The organism is Thioalkalivibrio nitratireducens DSM 14787, assembly GCF_000321415.2.
Lineage (GTDB): Bacteria > Pseudomonadota > Gammaproteobacteria > Ectothiorhodospirales > Ectothiorhodospiraceae > Thioalkalivibrio > Thioalkalivibrio nitratireducens.
Genome location: NC_019902.2, coordinates 3,959,572 through 3,981,235, shown reverse-complemented (window position 1 = coordinate 3,981,235; position 21,664 = coordinate 3,959,572). Strand labels below are relative to the sequence as shown.

Sequence of the window (21,664 nt, the reverse complement as noted above, 5' to 3'; positions counted from 1 at the left end):
CATGCCCCGAAACCCGACGCTTTCCACGCCCCGCGCCCGCAGTGGCGGCTTCACGCTGATCGAAATCATGGTGGTGGTCGTGATCCTCGGGATCCTGGCCGCGATCGTGGTGCCGCGAGTGATGGATCGTCCCGACGACGCGCGCATCACCAAGGTCAAGAGCGACATCCGGGCGATGGAGTCGGCCCTGAACCTGTACCGGCTGGACAACTTCGCGTACCCGACCACCACGCAGGGGCTCCAGGCGCTGGTCGAGCGGCCAAGCTCGGGCCCGGAACCGCGCAATTACCGCTCGGGCGGCTATATGGACCGGCTGCCCAAGGATCCCTGGGGCAACGACTACCAGTACCTGAATCCCGGCACCCGGGGCGAGTTCGACGTCTTCAGTTTCGGTGCCGACGGCCGCCGCGGCGGCAGCGGGATCAACGCCGAGATCGGTAACTGGAACCTCGACGAGTTCTGAGGCGGCGCGACCGGCACCCGGCGATGGCGGCACCAGCACGCGGATTCACCTTGTTCGAGCTGCTGGTGGTGCTGCTGATCCTCGGCCTGGTGGCCGGGCTCGCGGTGCTGGCGGTCGGCGGCGGGCCGTCCCGGGTGATGGAACACGAAGCGCGGCGGCTGGTGGAGCTGGCCGGACTCGCCCGCGATGAAGCGCTACTGACCGGCCAGGAACGCGCGCTGGGCTTCTCGCGCGACGGCTATGCCTTCCTCGAACGCGTGTTCCTGGACGACGACCGGGTGACCTGGGTGGAGGTCGAGCGGGCGCCGCTGGGCCCGCGCTCGCTCGAGCGCCTGGGGCTGGAGCTGAGGCTGCGCCAGGACGGGCGCAGGATCCCGCTAGACGACCGCGCCGACCGGCCGCAGGTGCTGTTCAACGGCGCCGGCGAGCTCACGGCGTTCGAGCTGGAGCTTCGGCCCGTACAGGGCGGAGCGGTGCTTCGCGTCACGGGTCTGCCCGACGGCCGGCTGGAATGGGAAACGCTGCGCTGATGCCGGCCGCACGCTCACCCTCCCGGCGGCGCGCGATGCACGGGTTCACGCTGCTCGAGGTGCTGGTCGCGCTGGCGATCCTGGCGGTGGCGCTGGGCGCGCTGGTGAAGGCCGGATCGGAGCACGCGCGCAACACGTATTACCTGCAGGAACGGACGCTCGCCCACTGGGCCGCGCAGAACCTGCTGGCACGCTACGAGGCCGGGCTGCTTCCGGCGCGCGCCGGCACGAGCGAAGGCAGCGTGCGCCAGGCCGACCAGGACTGGGAGTACCACGTGGAGATCCGCGAGGAACAGCCCGATGCGGCACTGGAACTGCCGCCGGTGCTGCGCGTGGAGGTCACGGTCTGGCCCGCGTCGGGGCCGGCGACCGACGTGCGCGCCCGGGTGCTCGGGTATCTGTTGCCATGAACCGGCGTCGCGCACGCGGCTTCACGCTGCTGGAACTGCTGATCGCGGTGGCGGTGTTCGCGGTGGTCAGCGCGGTCGCGTACGGTGGCCTGCAAGCGGTGCTGACCAGCGACGCGCAGACCCGGCTGCGTGGCGGAATGCTGGCCGAACTCCAGATCACGCTGGCGGTGCTGGAGCGCGACCTGCGCCAGGTCGCGGCGATCGACCTACGCGACCGCTTCGGCGACCGGCAGGCGCCATTGCGCTACAGCCCGCTCGCCACCGATCCGGAACTCGAGCTGGTACGCACCGGCAACGGCGGCACGCGGCGGCTGCGGCGGGTCGCCTGGCGGGCCACCGAGGAGGGGCTCGAGCGGCGCATCTGGGAGGTCGTGGATCCCGGCGACGACCAGGAACCCTTGGCGCGGATATTCCTGGCCACGCAGGATCGCGACGGCGTGCGCGAAGCGCCAGGGCTCGAACTGCGTTTCGTGGTATCGGGTCCGCGCGGCGAGGAAGTGCTCGATGCCTGGCCGCCGCTGCGCGCGATCGAGAACCCCGCGGCGCTGCCGGCGCTGGTCGAGGTCGTGCTGGACGTTCCCGGACTGGGCCGCATCGAGCGACACCTGAGCCTTCCGGACGGATCATGAAACAGGCGCAACAGGGCGTGGCATTGATCACCGCGCTGCTGGTCGTCGCGATCGCGGTGACCGCCGCGATCGGCATGAGCGTGCGCGATCACACGCAGATCGAGCGCTCCGGCCTGCTGTTTGAACAGGATCACGCGCGAGCGCTGCTGCTCGGCGCCGAGGTCATGACGCTGCGGATGCTGGAACAGGTGCCGGATCTCGGCGACCTGCCCTGGGACGAGTGCGTGTCGCCCGCGCTGCCGCTGGAGGTGGACGGGATCCCATTGGTGGCCCGGCTGGAGAACCTGCACTGCCGGTTCAATCTGAACAGCCTTGCGCGCGCGGACGATCCGCCGCTGGCCGAGTTCGCTGCACTGGTCACGCAGGCCGGCGCCGAGGCCGGTATCGCGGCCTGGCAGGCGCAGCAGTTTGCCGCCGCGGTACGCGACTGGATGGATCCGGAGACCGACGACCCCGTTTACCGGCTGCGGACACCGCCCGAGCGCAGCGGAAACCGCCCGTTTCTGCTGGCGTCGGAGCTGAACCGGGTGCAGGGCATCACACCCGAGATCTGGGAGGCAGTCGCACCCTACGTGACCGCGCGTCCCGGAACCGATAACCTGATCGATCTGGACGGCGCTCCGGATCCGGTCCGCGACGCCGTTGCGGCTCAGCCGGACGAGGCGGGCGAGCTGCGCTATTTCAGGCTGGCCCTGGTCGCCCGGCTGCCCAGGAACGATTTCTTCCATTGCGCGGTCCTCGATGCCCCGAACGGGCTCACCGTGGTCCGCGAGTTCACCAGCTGCGAGAACTAGTCCCGTGATCCGACCCGCACCCTTCCGAGGCCCGACCGGAACCGCGACGCGCCGATGAACTGGTTCGTCCTCAGCCTGCCCGAGCCGGACGCGGGCGGTCCGCCGCCCGCACTGGCGTGGGCACGGGTGAACGGCGCCGGCGCGATCGTGGCGCGGGGCCGGTCGGTCCTGCCGGAGATCCGGACACGGGTGGGCAGCGCCGACCGTGTGCTGGCGCTGGTTCCCGGCGAGCGCGTGCTGCTGCACCTGGTGGCGATACCCGCGCGCGCCCGGGCCGCGCAACTGCAGGCGTTGCCATTCGCACTCGAAGAACGCCTGAGCGAGGATCTCGAGGCATTGCATATCGTCGCCGGGCCGCGCCGCCCGGACGGCCGGCTGCTGGCAGCGGTCGCGGCACACCGGGATCTCGAGGCCTGGCTGGGCACCCTGCGCGAGGCCGGTGTCAGCGCCCACGCGCTGCTGCCCGACACCCTGCTGCTTCCCGAGGCGGCCGAAGGCCGGCTGCGCATCTGGTGCCAGGACGAGCGCTGCCTGCTCGCCGACGCCGGCAGCGGCGAGCGCCTCGCAGTGTCCGGCGATCTGCTGCCGTGGTGGCTGAACCGCTGGCTGGACGAGCCTGCCGCGCAGGCGGGAATCGAATGGTTCGGACCCGCGGATCGATTGCCCGCAACCGTGCACGAACGCACCGAAGTACGGTTCCACCACTGGGATGGAGACCTGCTCGGCCTGGTCGCGCCGGCGCTGCGCCGCCGGCCGCCGGCGAACCTCCTCACCGAACGCTACGCGCCGGGCGGGGCCCGCCGCGCGCTGTGGGCGCAGTGGCGGGTTCCGGCCGGGATCGCGGCGGCCCTGGCCGTATTGTGGACGGCGTCGCTGTGGGTCGAGGTCTACCAACTCGAGAACGAGGCCCGGCGCATCGATCAGGCGATCGCCGAGCTGTTCGAGGAGACGCTGCCGGGCACGCGGATGGTCGATCCACCGGCGCAGTTCCGCCAGGCGCTCGAAGCCGGCGCGGCGGCCCCCGCAGGTTCCGGCCCAGTCGCGGAACGGCTGGCGGCGGCGGCACCGATCCTGGTCGCGGCTGGCGGGGAGATGCGCCAGCTGCGCGCCGACGCGGACCGGCTGGAACTCGAGCTGGATCTGGCCAGCATCGCCGCGCTGGACGAACTGCGCAACCGGCTGCGCGAAGGGCTTGGCACCGGTGTGCGCATCCTCGCGGCCGAGTCCGGCGAGGAGGGCGTACGGGCGCGGCTTCAGATCGGAGGCGGCGGATCGTGAAGGCCTGGTGGGACGGGCTGGCCGATCGTGAACGGCGCATCGTACTGCTCGCAGCGCTGGTCGGGCTGCTCGCCGGCGCCTTCCTGTTCGTGCTCGAACCCGCCCTGGAACGCCGGGAACTCCTCGCCGACCGGCTGCAGCAGCTGGTGGACGAGCACGCATGGATGCAGGCCCAGGCGCCGGCCGTGCGCGCGCGGGCGCAAACCGCAGGACCGGTTCCGACGCGCCCCGGAGGCTCGCCGCTCGGGATCGTCGACGTCTCCGCGCGCTCGGCAGGGCTCGGCGCTGCGCTGCGCCGCGTTCGCCCGCTGGAATCGGGTGTCGAGGCCGAACTGGAAGGGGCCGCCTATCCCGCACTGATACGCTGGCTGGCCACGCTGGAGTCCGGACACGGACTTCAGGTGATCAGCCTCGGCATCGATCCTGGGCCGGAACCCGGACGGGTGAACGTCCAGCTGCGCGTCGAACCGATGACCGGGCGCTCATGAGGCGGGGGCGCGTGAAGCGCCTGCTCGGCGCCGCGGCGGTGGTGCTCGTCGCCTACCTGGTGGCGCTGGCCGGGACCGCCCCCGCCGGCGTCGTCTGGCGCGTGGCCGAGCCACGGCTGGATCTGCCTTTCGCGCTGGAGGTCGCGACGGTCTCGGGGTCTACCTGGCGCGGGCGGGCTGACGGAATTCGGGTCGATGGCCGCGATGCCGGCGCGCTCGCGTGGCGCTGGCAGCCCGCTGCGCTGCTGACCGGCCGCCTGGGACTCGCGGTGGATTGGGAAGGCGGCCGCGACCAGGTCACCGGACGGCTGCGCCTGAGGCCCGGCGAACTGCAGGCGCAGGGCGTGCGTGGGACGCTGGGCGCGCAGCGGCTGCAGGAATGGTTCGACCTGCCGCTGCTGCTCAATGGCCAGATCGGTGTGGACCTGCCGGCCATCGCGTGGCATTTCGACACCGGCTTTCAGGAGGCCCAGGGCGCGCTGTCCTGGGGGGGTGCCGCGGCCGGGCTGCCCCGGCCGATCCCGCTCGGGGAGTACCGGGCCGTGCTGGGACTGCGGGACGGGATGCTGCTGGCCGAGATCGAATCGGCCCCGGAATCGCCACTCGATATAGCCGGTGCCGCCGGCTGGCGGCCGGACGGCGGCTACCGGGTCGATCTCGTGCTGCGGGCGGCTGCGGATGCCACGCCGGCGCTGTCGGGCGCGCTGAACACCGCCGCCCGGCCACAGCCCGACGGCAGCCACCGGATCACGCTCGGCGAATCCGCCGCCTGGTGACGGTAGCCGGCAGGGACGGCTGCGCGGCCCGGGTCCGTGCCGGGCAGCATTCCCGACGGGGCTGCACGCGTGCCGACAGTACCGGTGGCCTGCCATCGTCGAGGCCCGACCAGGGGGTCGAGTCGTTCCGGGGGTGCCCGAGGTTCCGTTGCATCCCGGCCGCCCGAGCGGTGGCGCTGAAGGGCTGGCGGATCCGCGGTATCATGCGCGACTGTGCCTTATGCTGCCGAAAGCCTCGATGCCCGCCATACCGCTTCGCCTCCTGCTCCTCGCGCCATTGCTCTGGCTGGTCGGGTGCGCCACGCTGCCCGGGGAGCCCCGGCCCTCCGTTCCCGCGGACGGCCTGGAGCAGGCGCTGCGCGCGGGCGACTGCCGTGGTGCCTACGACCTCTGGGAGGCGGGTGCGACGGACGCCCCGCGCCGACTGCTGGAGGTCGGGCAGACCTGTCTGCAGGGCGGCGACTTCACGCGGGCGCGGCGGGTATCGGCCGGCTTCCTGGAACGTCACCCCGAGCACCCGGATGCCGACTATGCCGCCTACCTGCACGCGCTCGCGGGCTTTGGGGCTTGGTCCCGGCCGTCGGTGACCGAGCCCGAGGCTCGGATCGGGGAGGGTCGGCGACTGTTCCGCGAGATCACGGTGTACCTGCGGGAACGCCCGCTGTCCGAGTACGTGGAAAACCTGGCGCCGCGCCTGGTGCGCCTGCGCGAGGGGATCGCGGACGCGGAGTTCGCGCTGGCACGCCGGGAACACCGGCGGGGCGACCGGCCGCTGGCCCGGGCGCGCGCGGAATATGTCGTGCAGTATTACCCACGCACCCAGGCCGCAGCCGACGCGGCCCAGTTACTGATGCAACTCGCCGATGAGTGAGCGCAAGCAGGAGGAAGTGATGGCGGAGGAACAGGCCTCGACCGAGGGATTGAAGTTCACCGAGCGCCTGGCGTGGCTGGGGTTCATGCTGTTCTTCGTGGTCGTGCTGGCGATCTACGTAGCACGCGGCATCGGACTGGAACGTGATGTCGCGGAGGCGAATCGCGAACTGCTCGACGCCCAGATGCAGCTCGCGCAGTACACCCAGCACGAGGTGCCTCGGCCAGCCGAAGTCGGCCTGACCAACGCCCAGGTCCAGGCGATGCAGCGTCGCGGAATCGCGCGGCCGGAATTGCAGCTGGCCAGGAGCCTGCTGGAGCAGCCGGAACTGATTTCCCACGCGCCGGTGCTGGGCGGCCAGATGTACTTCGTTCCCGATGGCATCCACGTGCTGAACGACCGCTGGGTGCTCGCAACCTTCGAGGATGGGCACGTGCGCGGGCAGATGCTGCTCGAGTACGACGTTGCCCATGGCAACGTGACCTGGCAGGTACTGGAGTCCTACCTCGAATAGCCGGCACCGGCAGCCGCGGCAACGCCGGCGTGGGAGCGGCGGATGACGGCCTTCGGCCTCTTCCGCCCTACCACAACCAGCTGTAGCCGCCGTAGGTTGTACCGCAGGCACAACGTTGCTGCGTCGGCACAACCTACGCGGGAACTGGAGTAGCCAGCACCCACAGCCGCGGCAACGCCGGCGTGGGGCGGCGGATGACGGCCTTCGGCCTCTTCCGCCCTACCACAACCGCCGTAGCCGCCGTAGGTTGTGCCGCAGGCATTGGCGATGGGCCGGGGTCTGAGGTTGGGCGGGCGGGCGCGGCGCTGATCGTGTCAGGTTGCCGGTGCGACTCGCGCGAGGTGTTCCCGGGCCTCGGCGATCCGCGCCAGAACCTGTGCGGGGGCGGTTCCACCGGGCAGGTCGCGCGCGGCAGCGGAACCCTCGGGGGTAAGCAGCTCGTACACCTCCGGGCCGATCCGGGCATCGAAGCCGCGCAACTCATCGAGTTCCAGGTCCGCGAGGTCGCAGCCGCGCTGCGACGCCAGCCAGACCGCGCGCCCGACCACTTCGTGCGCATCGCGGAACGCCAGTCCCTTGCCGACCAGGTAGTCGGCGAGGTCGGTGGCGGTGGCAAAGCCGCGGCGGGTCGCCTGCAGCAGTTGGTCTGCATTCACCCGCAGGTTCGGCACCATGTCCGCAAACGCGCGCAGGCTGCCGGCCAGGGTGTCGACGGTGTCGAACAGCGGTTCCTTGTCTTCCTGGTTGTCCTTGTTGTAGGCGAGTGGCTGGCCCTTCATCAGCGTCAGCAGCGCCATCAGGTGCCCATAGACGCGGCCGGTCTTCCCACGCACCAGTTCCGGCACGTCCGGGTTTTTCTTCTGCGGCATGATTGAGGAGCCGGTGCAGTAGCGATCCGGCAGGTCGATGAACGCGAACTGCGCGCTGGTCCATAGGATCAGTTCCTCGGCCTGGCGCGACAGGTGCATCATGATCAGCGCCGCGCTCGCGGTGAATTCGATCGCGAAGTCGCGGTCACTGACCGCGTCCAGCGAGTTGCGGCAGATCCCTTCGAAGCCGAGCAGGCGCGCGGTCATCTCGCGGTCGAGCGGATAGCCGGTACCCGCCAGCGCGGCCGCACCCAGCGGCAGACGATTCACCCGGCTCCGGCAGTCGGTCAGGCGCTCGGCGTCGCGTTCCAGCATCTCGTACCAGGCCATCATGTGGTGGCCGAAAGTGACCGGTTGGGCGGTCTGCAGGTGCGTGAAGCCCGGCATGACGGTCGCATGCTCGCGCTCGGCAAGATCCAGCAGGCCGCGCTGGTAGAGCCGCAACTGGACCAGCAGCGCATCGATCGCGTCGCGCAGCCACAGGCGGATATCGGTGGCCACCTGGTCGTTGCGCGAGCGGCCGGTGTGGAGCTTCTTCCCGGTCTCGCCGATCTTGTCGATCAGCCGTGCCTCGATGTTCATGTGCACGTCTTCGCGGGCGACCGACCAGTCGAACCGGTCCGCCTCGATTTCGGCCCGTATTTCCTCGAGTCCGGAGCGGATGGCCTCGGCCTCGGCTTGGGTCAGCACGCCGACGTCGGCCAGCATCGTCGCGTGGGCGATCGAGCCGGCAATGTCCTGCGCATAGAGGCGCCGGTCGAAGCCGACCGAGGCGGTGAAGGCTTCCACGAAGGCATCGGTAGCCTCGCTGAAACGGCCTCCCCAGAGTTTGGCAGCGGGGTTGGCCGGCGCGTCGGGACGGGATTCCTGGGGCATCACGCAGTCTCGCAAAACAGGGCGAAGCCCAGTATATCACCCGGATTTCAAGGCCCGAGCCGCAGGTTCGGGGGCTCCGGGGGCGCGGCAGTTGCCTGCAAGACCACCCCGACACGGCGAATCGCGCCCGCTGCCCCTGTGTTCGCCTGCAACGCAGGCTCCGACAGGCGCCGGGGCATGAATGGTTATTTGGAGGCTATAATTTGGGGTTCGATTCCACGCCGCCCGGCGGCCCGATTTCGGATTTCCCATGAAGAACCTGCTGCGTATCGCAACCCGAAAAAGCCCCCTTGCCGTATGGCAGGCCGAGCACGTCGCCAGCGGGCTTCGCCGGCTGCACCCGGGACTCGAGGTCGAACTGGTGACGATGACGACGCAGGGGGATCGCATCCTGGACGCGCCACTGGCACGAATCGGCGGCAAGGGGCTGTTCGTGAAGGAGTTGGAAATGGCTCTGCTCGAGGATCGGGCCGATATCGCAGTGCACTCGGTCAAGGACGTGCCGATGGAGCTTCCCGAACAGCTCGTGCTGCCGGTGATCCTGGAACGCGAGGATCCGCTGGATGCATTCGTATCCAACGACCATGCTGACCTCGACGCGCTGCCGGAGGGCGCCCGGGTGGGCTCGTCCAGCCTGCGCCGGCAGTGCCAGCTGCGTGCGCGGCGCCCGGATCTGGTGATCACCGACCTGCGCGGCAACGTGAATACGCGGCTGGCACGCCTGGATGCCGGGGACTACGACGCGATCCTGCTCGCCGCCGCCGGGCTGAAGCGCCTGGGGTTCGAGGAGAGGATCCGGGCGCGCATCGAACCCGGAATCAGCCTGCCGGCCGTGGGTCAGGGCGCGATCGCGATCGAGTGCCGGGACGGAGATACTGAGGTCATCGAACTTATCTCGGGGCTGAACCACGCGGCGACCGCGGACCGGGTCCGGGCCGAACGCGCATTCAACCGCCGGCTGGAGGGCGGCTGCCAGGTACCGCTGGCGTGTCACGCGGTGCTGGAAGGCGAAGAACTGTACCTTCGAGGCCTGGTCGGCGCAGTCGACGGCAGCCGGATGCTGCGAGGGGAACGCCGCGGGCCTCGTGCAGCAGGCGAGACACTCGGGATCGCGCTGGCCGACGATCTGCTGGCACAGGGAGCGGGGGAACTCCTCGCGGCGGCCCATTCGCAGGCGCGTTGACCATGGGCGAGGCAGGGGTCGGGCCACTGGCCGGGATGCACGTGGTGGTGACGCGCCCGGCCGCTCAGGCCGGGCCATTCTGCACGATGCTCGAGGCGCAGGGGGCACAGGTTACCCGTTTCCCGGTGATCGAGATCCGGGGCCCCGCGGATCCGGCGCAGCTGAACACGGTGCTCGCAGGCCTCGATGGCTTCGACATCGCAGTATTCGTGAGCGCCAACGCGGTGCAGCGGGTGCTGGCACTGCTGCGCGAGCGCGGCGCCTGGCCACAGGGGGTTGCGGCCGCGGCCATCGGCGCGCGCACCGCGTCCGAGTTGCGTGAACACGGGGTTGCCCCGACGATCGTGCCCGCGGCGCGGTTCGACAGCGAGGCACTGCTGGAGGAACCGGCGATGCAGCAGGTACGCGGGCGCCGGGTCGTGATCTTCCGCGGCGACGGCGGTCGCCCGCATCTGCGCGAGATCCTTACCGAGCGGGGGGCCGAGGTCGTCTACGCCGAGGCCTACCGACGGGCGCTACCGGATATCGACGCGACACCGCTGCGGCAGGCGCTGGCAAACCGGCGTGTCGACGCGATCACGGTGACCAGCGGCGAGAGCCTGCAGAACCTGTGCCGGATGATCGGAAGAGCCGGGCAGGTCGCGCTGCTGCGCACCGCGCTGGTGGCGGGTGCCACCCGCGTCGCGGCGATGGCGCGGGACGAGGGTTTCGCCGGCCGGATCGAGACCGCCGACGACCCCACCGATACCGCAATGCTCGCGGCTGTGCTTCGACTGCACGCATCCGGTCGAGGCGGCGAGCGGGAGCCGTCCGAGCCGTCCGAGCCGTCCGAGCCGTCCGAGCCGTCCGCAGGATGACACTTCCGCGGACATGGCCGCTTGACGGGGACGGCGCGGCGGCCACCGCCGTTCCGGGCGGATCCGCGCCAGGCGGCAGTGCGCTCCGCAGGCCGCGGTCAGGCCGGATGCTCCCGCCGAAGGGCCAAGCATCATCGGATGATCAGGGAAGCTGCGCGGGTCTGCAAAGGGAAACGCCAACCGAACCGTGAACGCGAGGAACGCAGCCTGCGTCCGACAGGCTGCTACACGGTGGCCGCGTCGGTGCCGGGTACGGGCTGGGCTGCGGGCTCGAAACTGTCGTAGAACAGGCGATCTTCCGGCAACCCCGCCGCGAAAAAGCAGGGCTTCGCCGCCTGAATCATCGGCGGGGGTCCGGCCATGTACACATCGAAGTCCGAAAGGTCCGGATAGGTTGCGCAGACAGCGTCGTGCAGCCAGCCCGAGCGCGCCGGAAAACCTGCTACCTCCGGGTCGGTGGCCTCCGACAGCACCGGCGTGAACCGGAAGCGGTCGCCGTGCTGCGCGATTCGCTCGCGAAGCCAGTCGGCCGCATAAATCCCCTGCGCGTCGCGCGCGCCCCAGAACAGGTGGAGGGGGTGGTCCAGCCCCTGTTCCGCCAGGTGATCCAGCATGCCCTTCAGCGGGGCGAACCCGGTTCCGCCGCCGACGAACAGGCGGGGCCGCTCGGATTGCTCGTCCAGGATGAAGCTGCCGAGCGGGCCTTCGATTCGCAGCAGCGCCTTCTCCTTCATTTCGTGGAACACGGCGTCGGAGAATCGGCCGCCCGGCACCTTCTTGACGTGCAGCACCAGGTGACGGTCGTCGTGCGGTGCGTTCGCCAGCGAATAGCTGCGCCGCTCGCCACCTTTCAACAGGATGTCGATGTACTGGCCGGCCAGGAACTGCAGGCGCTCGGTTGCCGGCAGTTGCAGCCGCAGCTCGACCACGTCCGGCGCAAGAAAGCTGCGCGATGCGACCCTGCACGGCAGGGTCTTGATCGCGATATCACGTACGGCACCGACCTCGCGCACCTCGATCTCGAGATCGTCGACCGGCACCGCCTGGCAGAACAGCGCGAATCCGGCAGCCTCGTTCTCGTCACTGAGCCCCGGGGGGCGGCGGGGACCGTAATCGACCGTGCCGGAGAGCACCCGGCCCCGGCAGGTGCCGCAGGCCCCGTCGCGGCATCCGTACGGAAAGGCAAAGCCCTGGCGAAGCGCCGCGTCGAGCACGGTCTCGCCGTCTTCGACCGTGAACACGTGGTTCGCGGGCCGTACCGTAACCTGAAACGCCATGCGGTGATCCCCGCTGGTGAACGAAGCCCGAATTGTCGACAATCGGGGGGCGAACGCAAACAAGCCGGGGTGTGATGGGGATGTCAGGGGAGGACACGGTGCTGATCGTCGGGATGGGCTACGTGGGGCATGCGCTGGGGCAGGCGCTGGATCGCGAGGGCGTCCAGTGGCTGGGCTGGCGGCGCCAGGCCGACGACGACCCGAGGATTCGCCCGGTGGATCTCGACGCAGAGACGCTGAGCGCGGATGGTGCCGGCACGCGGCGGATCGTCTACCTCGCACCGCCGCCGAAATCCGGCGCGGGTGATCCGCGCCTGCGGCGGCTTCTGGCGGCACTGGAGTCCGAGCCCCCCGAACGGTTCGTGTATGCGAGCACGACCGGCGTCTATGGCAACCAGCACGGTGCGGTGGTCACCGAGGAGGCGTCACTGCAGGCGGCGTCGCCACGCGCACTGCGCCGGCTCGATGCGGAACAGGCGCTGGTGGAGGCCGCGTCACGCTGGGGAACGCAGTGGGCAATCCTGCGGCTGCCGGGGATCTACGGCCCCGGGCGGCTGCGGGAGGAGGCGATCCGGGCGGGGCTGGAGCTGCCCTGTCCCGAGGTCTGTCCGCCAGGGAACCGGATCCACCGCGATGACATCGTCGCGGTGATCCAGCGCCTCGTCGTGAGTGGCGCGCCGACCGGTTTCTTCAACCTGGCCGACGCGGAGCACATGAGCAGCACCGACTTCGCGACGGCGGTCGCGCAGCGGATCGGCGTCGTGCTGCCGCCCTGCATTCCCGATATCGACGCCTACTACGCAGCCCATCCGGGGATGGCCAGTTTCCTGCGCGAACAGCGCTGGGTGGATTCGTCGCGGGTGCGCCAGGCCCTGGACTGGGCGCCGCGCTACGACGATGCGATCAGCGGCATCGAGGCGAGCCTCGGCGGCGATCGGGAACGGCGCTGAGGGCGGGAAGACGAACAACCCGCGACTCGCGGGGCCCCGCCGGGCTGATGAGCAGCGAAGCGTGAGCCGCCGCTCGGCGTTCGCAACACCCGGGCGCCCGTGGCTGCATTTTCACGCTAACTGTCATGCCGCCGGGCGCGCGGCACCCCCGATGATGAAAGATAATGGGCGTGCTGTCGCGTCGGGCTGAGGTCGCGATAATTCTTGATGGCGCCTGACCGCGCACGCTAACTCGACCCGCTGCCCTTCACTCGTACCCCGGATTGCCTGGCATGGCCTGGAAGGGTCATGGACAGCGCACGCTAAAAAAGAGCCGTCGAGTCCCGACAGGCCGTTGAAGGACGGCGCCCTTGGCGACAGCACATCGTGAAGGATAGTGCGTTTGCCCGAGGAGGTCAGCATGGACATTACCCCGATTCACCGGCGCGTTGTCGGTCTGGATGTGCACCAGAGCAAGATCACGGCCTGTGCGCTGATCGAGCAGCCCGATGGCAGTGTGGCGGTGGAGCACCGGGAGTTTGGTGGTTTCAAGCGCGATCGGCGGGCGTTGGCCGAGTGGGTTCGCGGGTTTGACCCCGAGGTCGTGGTGATGGAGAGCACTGGGATCTACTGGAAGAGCCCTATGCGGCCCTTGAGCGTGTGGGCGTCATGGCCTGGGTGGTCAATGCCCGTCACGCCCGAAACGTGCCTGGCCGCAAGACCGACCTCTCCGATGCCCAGTGGCTGGCCACGCTGGCCCGTGCCGGTCTGCTGCGGGCTTCGTTCATTCCTCCGGCCGAGATCCGCCATCTGCGCCTCGATCGCCCGGCAGCGCCAGAAGCTGGTCGGGATGCTGGCCGCGGAGAAGAACCGGCTGCACAAGGTGCTGACCGATGCCGGGATTCGCCTGAACGTGCTGGTCTCCGACGTACACGGCGCGTCGGCACGGGCCATGATCAAGGCCCTGCTCGCCGATGCCCCCATGCACGCGATCCTCGACCTCGCCGGCCGCCTGCGGGCTTCCCGCGAAGAACTGTTCGAAGCCCTGCAACCGGAGGAACTGAGCACCAGGCACCGCTTCGTGCTCAACGAGGTTCTGGCGCACATCGAGTACCTCGAGGCCATGATCGCCCGCTTCGAACAGGAACTGCTTGCGGGTCTGGCCCCTGGGAACCGCAGGTGTGCCTGCTGGAAACCGTGCCCGGCATCGACCGCATTGGCGCCGCCATGCTGCTCGTCGAAATCGGCACCGACATGGCGAGCTTCGGCAACGCGGAACGCCTGGCTTCCTGGGTCGGCATCTGCCCCGGCAACCACGAGAGCGCCGGTAAACGCAAGAGCGGACGCACGCGCAAGGGCAACGCCTGGGTCCGTCGCCTGCTGTGCGAGTTCGCGCAAGCCGCCTCCCGCACCCGCTGTGCGCTCAAGGACAAGTTTTCGGCCTTGTCCATCCGCAAGGGACACAAGCGCTCCATCGTGGCCCTGGCGCACAAGCTCCTGCGCATCGTCTACGCCATGCTCAATCATGCGACCCCTACCAGGACCGCACCGTCGATTACGAGGCTCTCGTCGTGCAGCGCAACGCGCCGCGCTGGCTGAAGATGCTGGAAAAGCACGGCTATCTCACCGCCACCTGAGCCGCCACACAGGCTCTTCGAGTCCCGCAAGCAGGCATTTGCGCACCGGCATGCGTCACGCCAGAATCTCGCTCGCCCCAACGTCAGGTTCTTTCACGCTAACGATCATGTCTTCGGGGGTGAGGCACCCCGAAGGATGAAAATCGGACACGGAAGCACGCGGAAATTGAGCAAGATATTGAATACCCGTCATTTTCCGTGTTGTCCGTGTTCTTCCGTGGCTGTATTTTCACGCTAATCAGGTGACCGTTTAGGCGCCGGACCCGGCGGCCCGGAACGGACGACCGGGTACCGCAGTGACCTCGTCATCCGCGTGCAGCCCGTCATAAATGCAACTGTTGCAACAGGGCGTCGACGCGCTGTCTCACTTCCGGGTCCATGCTGATTGGGCGGCCCCATTCGCGCTGTGTCTCGCCGGGCCACTTGTTGGTCGCATCCAGGCCCATCTTCGAACCCAGGCCGGAGACCGGTGACGCGAAATCGAGGTAGTCGATCGGCGTGTTCTCGATCAGCACTGTGTCCCGCGCCGGATCCATGCGCGTGGTGATCGCCCAGATCACATCCTTCCAGTCCCGCGTGTTCACATCGTCGTCGACCACGATCACGAACTTGGTGTACATGAACTGCCGCAGGAACGACCAGACCGCCATCATCACCCGTTTCGCGTGTCCCGGGTACTGCTTGCGCATGCTGACCACTGCCATACGGTAGGAACAGCCCTCCGGTGGCAGGTAGAAGTCGACGATCTCCGGAAACTGTTTCTGCAGGATCGGCACGAAGACCTCGTTCAGCGCGACCCCGAGGATCGCCGGTTCGTCCGGTGGCCGCCCGGTGTAGGTGCTGTGGTAGATCGGGTCGGTCCGGTGGGTGATCCGGTCGATCGAGAACACGGGAAACTCGTCCACCTCGTTGTAGTACCCGGTGTGATCGCCGAATGGCCCCTCCGCTGCGGTATCGCCGGGATGAATGTGTCCTTCCAGCACAAACTCCGCCGACGCGGGGACTTCGAGTTCGGAAGCAAGACAGCGCACCAGTTCGGTGCGGCTGCCGCGCAGCAACCCGGCGAACGCGTACTCGGACAGGCTGTCCGGGACTGGCGTGACCGCGCCGAGGATGGTCGCTGGATCCGCGCCCAGCGCGACCGCAACCGGAAACGGTTCACCGGGGTGCGCCTGGCACCAGTCGCGGAAGTCGAGCGCACCCCCGCGGTGCGACAGCCAGCGCATGATGACCCGGTTGCGGCCGATCACCTGCTGACGGTAGATGCCGAGATTCTGACGGCTCTGGTTGGGGCCACGGGTCACCACCAGCCCCCAGGTGATCAGCGGGCCGGCGTCCCCCGGCCAGCAGGTCTGCACCGGCAGCCGCGACAGATCGACCGCATCGCCCTCCAGCACGTGTTCCTGACACGGCGCCGAGCGTACGCGCTTCGGGGCCATGTCTAGCACCTTCCGGAAGACCGGAAGCGATTCCCAGGCGGCCCTGAGTCCCTTCGGCGGGTCCGGCTGCTTCAAGAAGGCCAGCAGACGGCCGATCTCGCGCAGCGCCTCGACCGATTCCGCACCCATGCCCAGCGCGACGCGCTCCGGCGTTCCGAAGAGATTGCCCAGAACCGGGATATCCGACCCTCGGGGATTTTCGAAGAGCAGCGCCGGACCGCCTGCGCGCAGCACGCGGTCGCAAAGCTCGGTCATCTCGAGATGGGGATCGACCTCGGCGGTAACCCGGCGCAGCTGGTTTCGGCTCTCGAGCAGACCGAGGAAATCGCGCAGGTCTCGGTACTTCGTGGGCTGGGTCATGGTCGCGAAAGGTCCTAGAATGGGGCTCGTTGTCCAACCGCGAGAGACGAAACCCGATGATGGAACGTGCCCTGGAGAAAGGGATGCTGGCCGCACGCTGGCTGCTGGCGCCTATTTATATCGGCCTGAGCCTGATGCTGCTCGCGCTGGCGATCAAGTTCTACCAGGAACTGGTCCACCTGCTGCCGCAGATCCTGGAGATCCGCGAGATGGACCTGATCCTCGTGGCGCTTTCTCTGATCGACATCGTGCTGATCGCGGGCCTGATCGTGATGGTGATGTATTCGAGCTACGAGACGTTCATTGGCAAGCTGAACGTCGCCGAGCACAAACGCATGGGCTGGCTCGACAAGCTCGACGCGGGTTCGCTGAAGCTGAAGGTGGCAGCCGCCATCGTCGCGATCTCGTCGATCCATCTGCTGAAGGCGTTCATGAACCTGGACAGCATTCCGAACGACAAGCTGCTGTGGTACGTGATAATCCATCTGACTTTCGTCGTCTCCGCGTTGCTGATGGGTATCATGGACCACATCGCGAGCAAGGACAGCAAGGAGCAGTCCGGGGGACTCTGAATCGGGTCCGGAGCTTCCGCTTAGCGTAGCGTGAAAATCCAGCCAAGGAAGAACACGGAAATCACGGAAGATGAAACGGATCGAACCCTTTTCCGTGTCTGTCGGTTCTTTCCGTGGCTCGCCCTTTCATCTTGCGGGGTGGCCGCTGGCCATGGAAGTTAGCGTGAAAGAACCCGCGTCGCGTTCCGGGTGTCCCGTAGGGCGGAATAGCGCAGCGTCATCCGCCACATGGCGTTCGCAGTGCCCAGGCGCCCGCGGCACCCCGGGCGCCGGCTGGCGGATGACGGCCTTCGGCCTTTTCCGCCCTACGTCACTTTCATCCTCAGGGGTGGCCGCGTGTGCCATGAGAGTTAGCGTGAAAGAACCTGACGTTGGGGCGAGCGAGATTCTGGCGTGACGCATGCCGGTGCGCAAATGCCTGCTTGCGGGACTCGAAGAGCCTGTGTGGCGGCTCAGGTGGCGGTGAGATAGCCGTGCTTTTCCAGCATCTTCAGCCAGCGCGGCGCGTTGCGCTGCACGACGAGAGCCTCGTAATCGACGGTGCGATCCTGGTAGGGGGCCGCATGATTGAGCATGGCGTAGACGATGCGCAGGAGCTTGTGCGCCAGGGCCACGATGGAGCGCTTGTGTCCCTTGCGGATGGACAAGGCCGAAAACTTGTCCTTGAGCGCACAGCGGGTGCGGGAGGCGGCTTGCGCGAACTCGCACAGCAGGCGACGGACCCAGGCGTTGCCCTTGCGCGTGCGTCCGCTTTTGCGTTTGCCGGCGCTCTCGTGGTTGCCGGGGCAGATGCCGACCCAGGACGCGAGGCGTTCGGCGCTGCCGAAGCTCGCCATGTCGGTACCGATTTCGACGAGCAGCATGGCGGCGCCAATGCGGTCGATGCCGGGCACGGTTTCCAGCAGGCACACCTGCGGCTCCCAGGGGGCCAGACCCGCAAGCAGTTCCTGTTCGAAGCGGGCGATCATGGCCTCGAGGTACTCGATGTGCGCCAGAACCTCGTTGAGCACGAAGCGGTGCCTGGTGCTCAGTTCCTCCGGTTGCAGGGCTTCGAACAGTTCTTCGCGGGAAGCCCGCAGGCGGCCGGCGAGGTCGAGGATTGCGTGCATGGGGGCATCGGCGAGCAGGGCCTTGATCATGGCCCGTGCCGACGCGCCGTGTACGTCGGAGACCAGCACGTTCAGGCGAATCCCGGCATCGGTCAGCACCTTGTGCAGCCGGTTCTTCTCCGCGGCCAGCATCCCGACCAGCTTCTGGCGCTGCCGGGCGATCAGGCGCAGATGGCGGATCTCGGCCGGAGGAATGAACGAAGCCCGCAGCAGACCGGCACGGGCCAGCGTGGCCAGCCACTGGGCATCGGAGAGGTCGGTCTTGCGGCCAGGCACGTTTCGGGCGTGACGGGCATTGACCACCCAGGCCATGACGCCCACACGCTCAAGGGCCGCATAGGGGCTCTTCCAGTAGATCCCGGTGCTCTCCATCACCACGACCTCGGGGTCGAATCCGCGAACCCACTCGGCCAACGCCCGCCGATCGCGCTTGAAGCCCCCGAATTCCCGGTGCTCCACCGCCACGCTGCCATCGGGCTGCTCGATCAGCGCACAGGCCGTGATCTTGCTCTGGTGCACATCCAGACCGACAACGCGCCGGTGAATCGGGGTGATGTCCATGCTGACCTCCTCGGGCAAACGCACTATCCTTCACGATGTGCTGTCGCCAAGGGCGCCGTCCTTCAACGGCCTGTCGGGACTCGACGGCTCTTTTTAGCGTGCGCTGTCCATGACCCTTCCAGGCCATGCCAGGCAATCCGGGGTACGAGTGAGGGACGGCGGGTCGAGTTAGCGTGCGCGGTCCGGCGCCATCAAGAATTATCGCGACCTCAGCCCGACGCGACAGCACGCCCATTATCTTTCATCATCGGGGGTGCCGCGCGCCCGGCGGCATGACAGTTAGCGTGAAAATACGCCGCCCGAGAATCGTATGTCTCTGATTTATAATCCTAGTTTCATCCTTCGGGGTGCCTCGCGGCCGAGGGCATGAGAGTTAGGCGGGCACGGATCCCGGATCGGGCAGGTCGAACTCGGCGATAACCGGAGCGTGATCGGAGGGGCGTTCCCAGCCGCGTGGTTCCAGGTCGATCGAACTGTGGCGACAGTGTTGCAACAGTTCTCGGCTTGCAAGGATCAGGTCGATGCGCAGACCCCGATTGCGTCGGAAGGACGCGGCCCGGTAGTCGAACCAGCTGAACTGTGCTTCCGGCTGTTCCCTGACCCGAAAGCAATCACCGAATCCGAGATCCAGGATGCCCTTCAGCGCTTCGCGCTCGGGGACCGAGCATAGGACGCGATCCCTCCATTCCTCCGGATCGTGCACGTCGCGGTCATCCGGCGCGATGTTGAAATCCCCGAGCACCACCATCTGCGGGTATTGCTCAAGTTCCGCCTTCAGCCACAGCTGCGCCCGCCTGAGCCAGTCGAGCTTGTATGCGTATTTTTCGGAGTCGACCGCCTCGCCGTTGACCACATACAAGTTCACCAAGCGGATGCCGCCAACCGTCACCGCAAGGATACGGCGCTGCGCATCGTCCAGCCCCGGGGGATCGGTGAGCATCTCCGAAATCGGGCTGCGTGCAAGAACCGCGACGCCGTTGTACGTCTTCTGGCCCGAATACCCGACTTCGTATCCGGCGCCACGGATCGCGTCCACCGGGAACGCCTCGTCGGTCGTCTTGGTCTCCTGCAGCGCGAGGATGTCCGGGCTTCGGGTTTCCAGCCAGGTCAGCACCTGGGGCAGGCGCACCTTCAGCGAATTCACGTTCCAGCTGGCAATCTTCACGCGGCCTCCAGTCCGCTGTGGCGGAGGAGGGCGTCGATCGTGGGCTCGCGCCCGCGAAATGCCTTGAAGGATTCGAGCGCCGGTCGTGATGCACCGACCTCGAGAATCTCCTGCAGGTACGCGCTGCCGACCTCCTGCGAGAACAACCCTTCCTCTTCGAAGCGTGCGAACGCATCGGCCGACAGAACCTCGGCCCATTTGTAGCTGTAGTAACCCGCGGCGTATCCCCCCGCGAAGATGTGCGCAAAACCGTGCTGGAAGCGATTGAACGACGGTGGCCGGACGACCGCGACCTCCTCGCGCACGCGGTCGAGGAGTTGCTGGACATCGTTGGTCGCTTCCGGCGCCGGTCCGGAATGCAGGCGCATGTCGAACAGCGCGAACTCGACCTGCCGGAGCAGCTGCAGCGCGCTCTGGAAATGCCGGGTGCCGAGCATGCGTTCGAAGAGATCATCCGGCATCGGCTCGCCGGTTTCGTGGTGCCGGGCGAACAGATCCAGCGCCTCGCGTTCCCAGCACCAGTTTTCCATGAACTGGCTCGGAAGCTCCACCGCATCCCATTCGACGCCGTTGATGCCGCCGATCTCGGGATGATCGACGCGGGTCAGCATGTGGTGCAGCCCGTGGCCGAACTCGTGGAAAAGGGTGATCACCTCGTCGTGCGTGAACAGCGCAGGCTTACCATCGACCGGCGGGGTCGAGTTGCAGGTCATGTAGGCAACCGGGAGCTGGTGCACGGAGCCGTGGACGAAACGGCTGCGACAGACGTCCATCCATGCTCCGCCGCGTTTGGCGGAACGCGCATAGAGATCGAAGTAGAAGCCCGCGCGTTCCGCTCCAGCGCGGTCGCGAATCACGAAATAGCGTACGTCGTCGTGCCAGGTTTCAACGCTGGGGTCCTCGGTGATCGACACGCCGAACAGGCGCTCGACCAGACCGAACAGGCCGGCGACGACGCGGTCGGCGGGAAAGTAGGGCTTCAGCATTTCCTGGCTGAGTCCCAGGCGGTCGGCACGAATCTTCTCGGCGATGTAGCCGTAGTCCCAGGATTGCAGTTCGGTCAGTCCCAGCCGAGTCGCCGCGTACTCGCGCATTTCGGCCAGGTCGGCTTCGGCGTACGGGCGCGCACGCACAGCGAGGTCTTGCAGGAAACGCTCAACGGTTTCAGGCCGATCGGCCATTTTGGTGGCCAGTGAGCGCTCTGCGTGGTGCGGGAATCCGGTGATCCGCGCCTTTTCCTCGCGCAGCCGCAAGATCTCCAGCATCACCTCGCTGTTGTCGTAACGCCCGGCGTCCGGCCCCTGGTCGGAGGCACGGGTCGCATAGGCCGTGTAGACCTGCTCGCGCAGATCCCGATCGTCCGCGTAGGTCAGGATCGCGTGATAGCTCGGGAAATCCAACGTAATCACATAGCCATCCAGATCCCGTTCGCGTGCGTTCTGGGCCAGCATCGCCCGCGAAGAGTCCGGGACGCCTGCGAGGCGGCCTGCGTCCGGCAGGTGCAGTGTCCAGGACTGAGTCGCGTCCAATACGTTCTCCTCGAAACGCGCGGTCAGCGCCGAAAGCCGCGCGTCGATCTTGCGCAGGCGGGCCTTGCGATCCTCGGGAAGGTCCACTCCGCTCAGGTGAAAGTCCCGAAGTGCATCGCGGACGAGCTTCTGCCGATCCGGAGATTCGTTCTCGAAGCCGGGGCTGCGCGCCAGGCGATCGAACGCCGCGTAGAGTTCGGCATTCTGCGACAACTCGCTCGCGTATTCCGAGAGTTTCGGAAGGCAGGCGTTGTACGCTGCACGCAGCGCGTCGCTGTTCATCACCGAGTTCAGGTGCCGTACCGGTGACCAGACCGCATCGAGCCGGTTCTCCAGTTGCTCCAGAGGCACGACGAAGTCGTTCCAGCCGGGCCTTTCCGGCAGGGCGCTCAGCAGGTCCGCCAGCGCGGCGCGGTTCTCGGCGAGCACTCGTTCGACCGCGGGTTCGACGTGTTCCGGCCGAATACTGCGGAACGCCGGTAGATTCTCGGTTGCAAGCAGGGGATTGGACACAGCGGCTCCCATCGAAATCGGTTCACGAAAGTCGG

20 protein-coding genes and 1 pseudogene are annotated in these 21,664 nt (G+C 67.8%); 15 read left to right on the top strand and 6 right to left on the bottom strand.

Features of this window, described 5'->3' with window-relative positions; translation table 11 throughout:
- The first annotated feature begins 1 nt into the window (after position 1).
- The 10 genes from gspG (at position 2) to TVNIR_RS18155 (ending at position 6,753) form a co-directional block, all read left to right on the top strand.
- Positions 2-463 (top strand): type II secretion system major pseudopilin GspG, encoded by a 462-nt coding sequence (gene gspG, locus TVNIR_RS18200; RefSeq protein ID WP_015260556.1) that lies wholly within the window; start codon positions 2-4, stop codon positions 461-463.
- Between the two features lie 23 nt (positions 464-486).
- On the top strand, positions 487-993 hold the full coding sequence (gene gspH, locus TVNIR_RS18195) for a type II secretion system minor pseudopilin GspH (protein ID WP_043739927.1): 507 nt from the start codon (positions 487-489) through the stop codon (positions 991-993).
- The gene (gspI, locus tag TVNIR_RS18190) at positions 993-1,403 is read left to right on the top strand and encodes a type II secretion system minor pseudopilin GspI (RefSeq protein WP_015260554.1); all 411 of its coding nucleotides are present in this window, start codon (positions 993-995) and stop codon (positions 1,401-1,403) included. The genes gspH and gspI overlap by 1 nt, the downstream gene beginning before the upstream one ends.
- Positions 1,400-2,032, top strand: a complete 633-nt coding sequence (gspJ, locus tag TVNIR_RS18185; RefSeq protein ID WP_015260553.1) for a type II secretion system minor pseudopilin GspJ — start codon at positions 1,400-1,402, stop codon at positions 2,030-2,032. Before gspI ends, gspJ begins: the two co-directional genes overlap by 4 nt.
- The gene (locus TVNIR_RS18180; RefSeq protein WP_015260552.1) at positions 2,029-2,826 is read left to right on the top strand and encodes a type II secretion system minor pseudopilin; all 798 of its coding nucleotides are present in this window, start codon (positions 2,029-2,031) and stop codon (positions 2,824-2,826) included. The genes gspJ and TVNIR_RS18180 overlap by 4 nt, the downstream gene beginning before the upstream one ends.
- Before the next feature lie 54 nt (positions 2,827-2,880).
- Positions 2,881-4,104: a type II secretion system protein GspL gene (gspL, locus tag TVNIR_RS18175; protein ID WP_015260551.1), complete on the top strand. Its 1,224-nt coding sequence runs from the start codon at positions 2,881-2,883 to the stop codon at positions 4,102-4,104.
- A complete protein-coding gene (gene gspM / locus TVNIR_RS18170; RefSeq protein ID WP_015260550.1) occupies positions 4,101-4,592 on the top strand; it encodes a type II secretion system protein GspM in 492 nt (163 codons plus the stop codon). Before gspL ends, gspM begins: the two co-directional genes overlap by 4 nt.
- Before the next feature lie 11 nt (positions 4,593-4,603).
- Positions 4,604-5,368: a type II secretion system protein N gene (locus tag TVNIR_RS18165; RefSeq protein WP_015260549.1), complete on the top strand. Its 765-nt coding sequence runs from the start codon at positions 4,604-4,606 to the stop codon at positions 5,366-5,368.
- Between the two features lie 238 nt (positions 5,369-5,606).
- Positions 5,607-6,239, top strand: a complete 633-nt coding sequence (gene bamD / locus TVNIR_RS18160) for an outer membrane protein assembly factor BamD (RefSeq protein ID WP_169794308.1) — start codon at positions 5,607-5,609, stop codon at positions 6,237-6,239.
- Positions 6,240-6,255: 16 nt separating this feature from the next.
- Positions 6,256-6,753 carry a hypothetical protein gene (locus TVNIR_RS18155; protein ID WP_418081374.1) on the top strand — a complete coding sequence of 166 codons (498 nt, stop codon included), beginning with the start codon at positions 6,256-6,258 and terminating at the stop codon, positions 6,751-6,753.
- A gap of 314 nt (positions 6,754-7,067) precedes the next feature.
- Here the strand turns inward: TVNIR_RS18155 and argH are convergent, their stop codons facing one another.
- Positions 7,068-8,498 carry an argininosuccinate lyase gene (argH, locus tag TVNIR_RS18150; protein WP_015260546.1) on the bottom strand — a complete coding sequence of 477 codons (1,431 nt, stop codon included), beginning with the start codon at positions 8,496-8,498 and terminating at the stop codon, positions 7,068-7,070.
- Between the two features lie 250 nt (positions 8,499-8,748).
- Here argH and hemC point away from each other — a divergent pair, with 250 nt between their 5' ends.
- Both hemC and TVNIR_RS18140 read left to right on the top strand, forming a co-directional pair.
- On the top strand, positions 8,749-9,681 hold the full coding sequence (gene hemC, locus TVNIR_RS18145; RefSeq protein WP_015260545.1) for a hydroxymethylbilane synthase: 933 nt from the start codon (positions 8,749-8,751) through the stop codon (positions 9,679-9,681).
- Between the two features lie 2 nt (positions 9,682-9,683).
- Positions 9,684-10,538, top strand: coding sequence for a uroporphyrinogen-III synthase (locus TVNIR_RS18140; protein ID WP_015260544.1), 855 nt, complete (start codon positions 9,684-9,686; stop codon positions 10,536-10,538).
- A gap of 224 nt (positions 10,539-10,762) precedes the next feature.
- On the opposite strand, the gene TVNIR_RS18135 is transcribed toward TVNIR_RS18140, so the two are convergent.
- Positions 10,763-11,815 (bottom strand): CDP-6-deoxy-delta-3,4-glucoseen reductase, encoded by a 1,053-nt coding sequence (locus tag TVNIR_RS18135; RefSeq protein WP_015260543.1) that lies wholly within the window; start codon positions 11,813-11,815, stop codon positions 10,763-10,765.
- 80 nt (positions 11,816-11,895) lie between these two features.
- On the opposite strand from TVNIR_RS18135, the gene TVNIR_RS18130 reads away from it, so the two are divergent.
- Positions 11,896-12,765 (top strand): NAD-dependent epimerase/dehydratase family protein, encoded by an 870-nt coding sequence (locus TVNIR_RS18130; RefSeq protein WP_083499504.1) that lies wholly within the window; start codon positions 11,896-11,898, stop codon positions 12,763-12,765.
- Positions 12,766-13,165: 400 nt separating this feature from the next.
- A pseudogene (locus tag TVNIR_RS18125) lies at positions 13,166-14,381 on the top strand (IS110 family RNA-guided transposase).
- A 323-nt stretch (positions 14,382-14,704) separates the two neighbouring features.
- Here the strand turns inward: TVNIR_RS18125 and ubiD are convergent.
- The gene (gene ubiD / locus TVNIR_RS18120; protein ID WP_015260540.1) at positions 14,705-16,180 is read right to left on the bottom strand and encodes a 4-hydroxy-3-polyprenylbenzoate decarboxylase; all 1,476 of its coding nucleotides are present in this window, start codon (positions 16,178-16,180) and stop codon (positions 14,705-14,707) included.
- Between the two features lie 56 nt (positions 16,181-16,236).
- Here ubiD and TVNIR_RS18115 point away from each other — a divergent pair, with 56 nt between their 5' ends.
- Entirely contained in the window at positions 16,237-16,752 is a 516-nt protein-coding gene (locus TVNIR_RS18115; RefSeq protein WP_015260539.1) for a TIGR00645 family protein, read from the top strand.
- A gap of 452 nt (positions 16,753-17,204) precedes the next feature.
- Here the strand turns inward: TVNIR_RS18115 and TVNIR_RS18110 are convergent, their stop codons facing one another.
- The 3 genes from TVNIR_RS18110 to TVNIR_RS18100 all read right to left on the bottom strand — a co-directional run bounded on the left by TVNIR_RS18110 (position 17,205) and on the right by TVNIR_RS18100 (position 21,629).
- Positions 17,205-18,422 carry an IS110 family RNA-guided transposase gene (locus tag TVNIR_RS18110; RefSeq protein ID WP_015260537.1) on the bottom strand — a complete coding sequence of 406 codons (1,218 nt, stop codon included), beginning with the start codon at positions 18,420-18,422 and terminating at the stop codon, positions 17,205-17,207.
- 373 nt (positions 18,423-18,795) lie between these two features.
- Complete coding sequence (gene xth / locus TVNIR_RS18105; RefSeq protein ID WP_015260536.1) at positions 18,796-19,587, bottom strand: exodeoxyribonuclease III; 792 nt, start codon at positions 19,585-19,587, stop codon at positions 18,796-18,798.
- On the bottom strand, positions 19,584-21,629 hold the full coding sequence (locus TVNIR_RS18100; protein WP_043740914.1) for a M3 family metallopeptidase: 2,046 nt from the start codon (positions 21,627-21,629) through the stop codon (positions 19,584-19,586). The genes xth and TVNIR_RS18100 overlap by 4 nt, the downstream gene beginning before the upstream one ends.
- Positions 21,630-21,664 lie beyond the last annotated feature (35 nt).

Coding starts and splice junctions, on each gene's coding strand:
- gspG (WP_015260556.1), top strand. CDS start 2: ATGCCCCGAAACCCGACGCTTTCCACGCCCCGCGCCCGCAGTGGCGGC.
- gspH (WP_043739927.1), top strand. CDS start 487: ATGGCGGCACCAGCACGCGGATTCACCTTGTTCGAGCTGCTGGTGGTG.
- gspI (WP_015260554.1), top strand. CDS start 993: ATGCCGGCCGCACGCTCACCCTCCCGGCGGCGCGCGATGCACGGGTTC.
- gspJ (WP_015260553.1), top strand. CDS start 1,400: ATGAACCGGCGTCGCGCACGCGGCTTCACGCTGCTGGAACTGCTGATC.
- TVNIR_RS18180 (WP_015260552.1), top strand. CDS start 2,029: ATGAAACAGGCGCAACAGGGCGTGGCATTGATCACCGCGCTGCTGGTC.
- gspL (WP_015260551.1), top strand. CDS start 2,881: ATGAACTGGTTCGTCCTCAGCCTGCCCGAGCCGGACGCGGGCGGTCCG.
- bamD (WP_169794308.1), top strand. CDS start 5,607: ATGCCCGCCATACCGCTTCGCCTCCTGCTCCTCGCGCCATTGCTCTGG.
- argH (WP_015260546.1), bottom strand. CDS start 8,498: ATGCCCCAGGAATCCCGTCCCGACGCGCCGGCCAACCCCGCTGCCAAA.
- hemC (WP_015260545.1), top strand. CDS start 8,749: ATGAAGAACCTGCTGCGTATCGCAACCCGAAAAAGCCCCCTTGCCGTA.
- TVNIR_RS18140 (WP_015260544.1), top strand. CDS start 9,684: ATGGGCGAGGCAGGGGTCGGGCCACTGGCCGGGATGCACGTGGTGGTG.
- TVNIR_RS18135 (WP_015260543.1), bottom strand. CDS start 11,815: ATGGCGTTTCAGGTTACGGTACGGCCCGCGAACCACGTGTTCACGGTC.
- TVNIR_RS18130 (WP_083499504.1), top strand. CDS start 11,896: ATGTCAGGGGAGGACACGGTGCTGATCGTCGGGATGGGCTACGTGGGG.
- ubiD (WP_015260540.1), bottom strand. CDS start 16,180: ATGACCCAGCCCACGAAGTACCGAGACCTGCGCGATTTCCTCGGTCTG.
- TVNIR_RS18115 (WP_015260539.1), top strand. CDS start 16,237: ATGATGGAACGTGCCCTGGAGAAAGGGATGCTGGCCGCACGCTGGCTG.
- TVNIR_RS18110 (WP_015260537.1), bottom strand. CDS start 18,422: ATGGACATCACCCCGATTCACCGGCGCGTTGTCGGTCTGGATGTGCAC.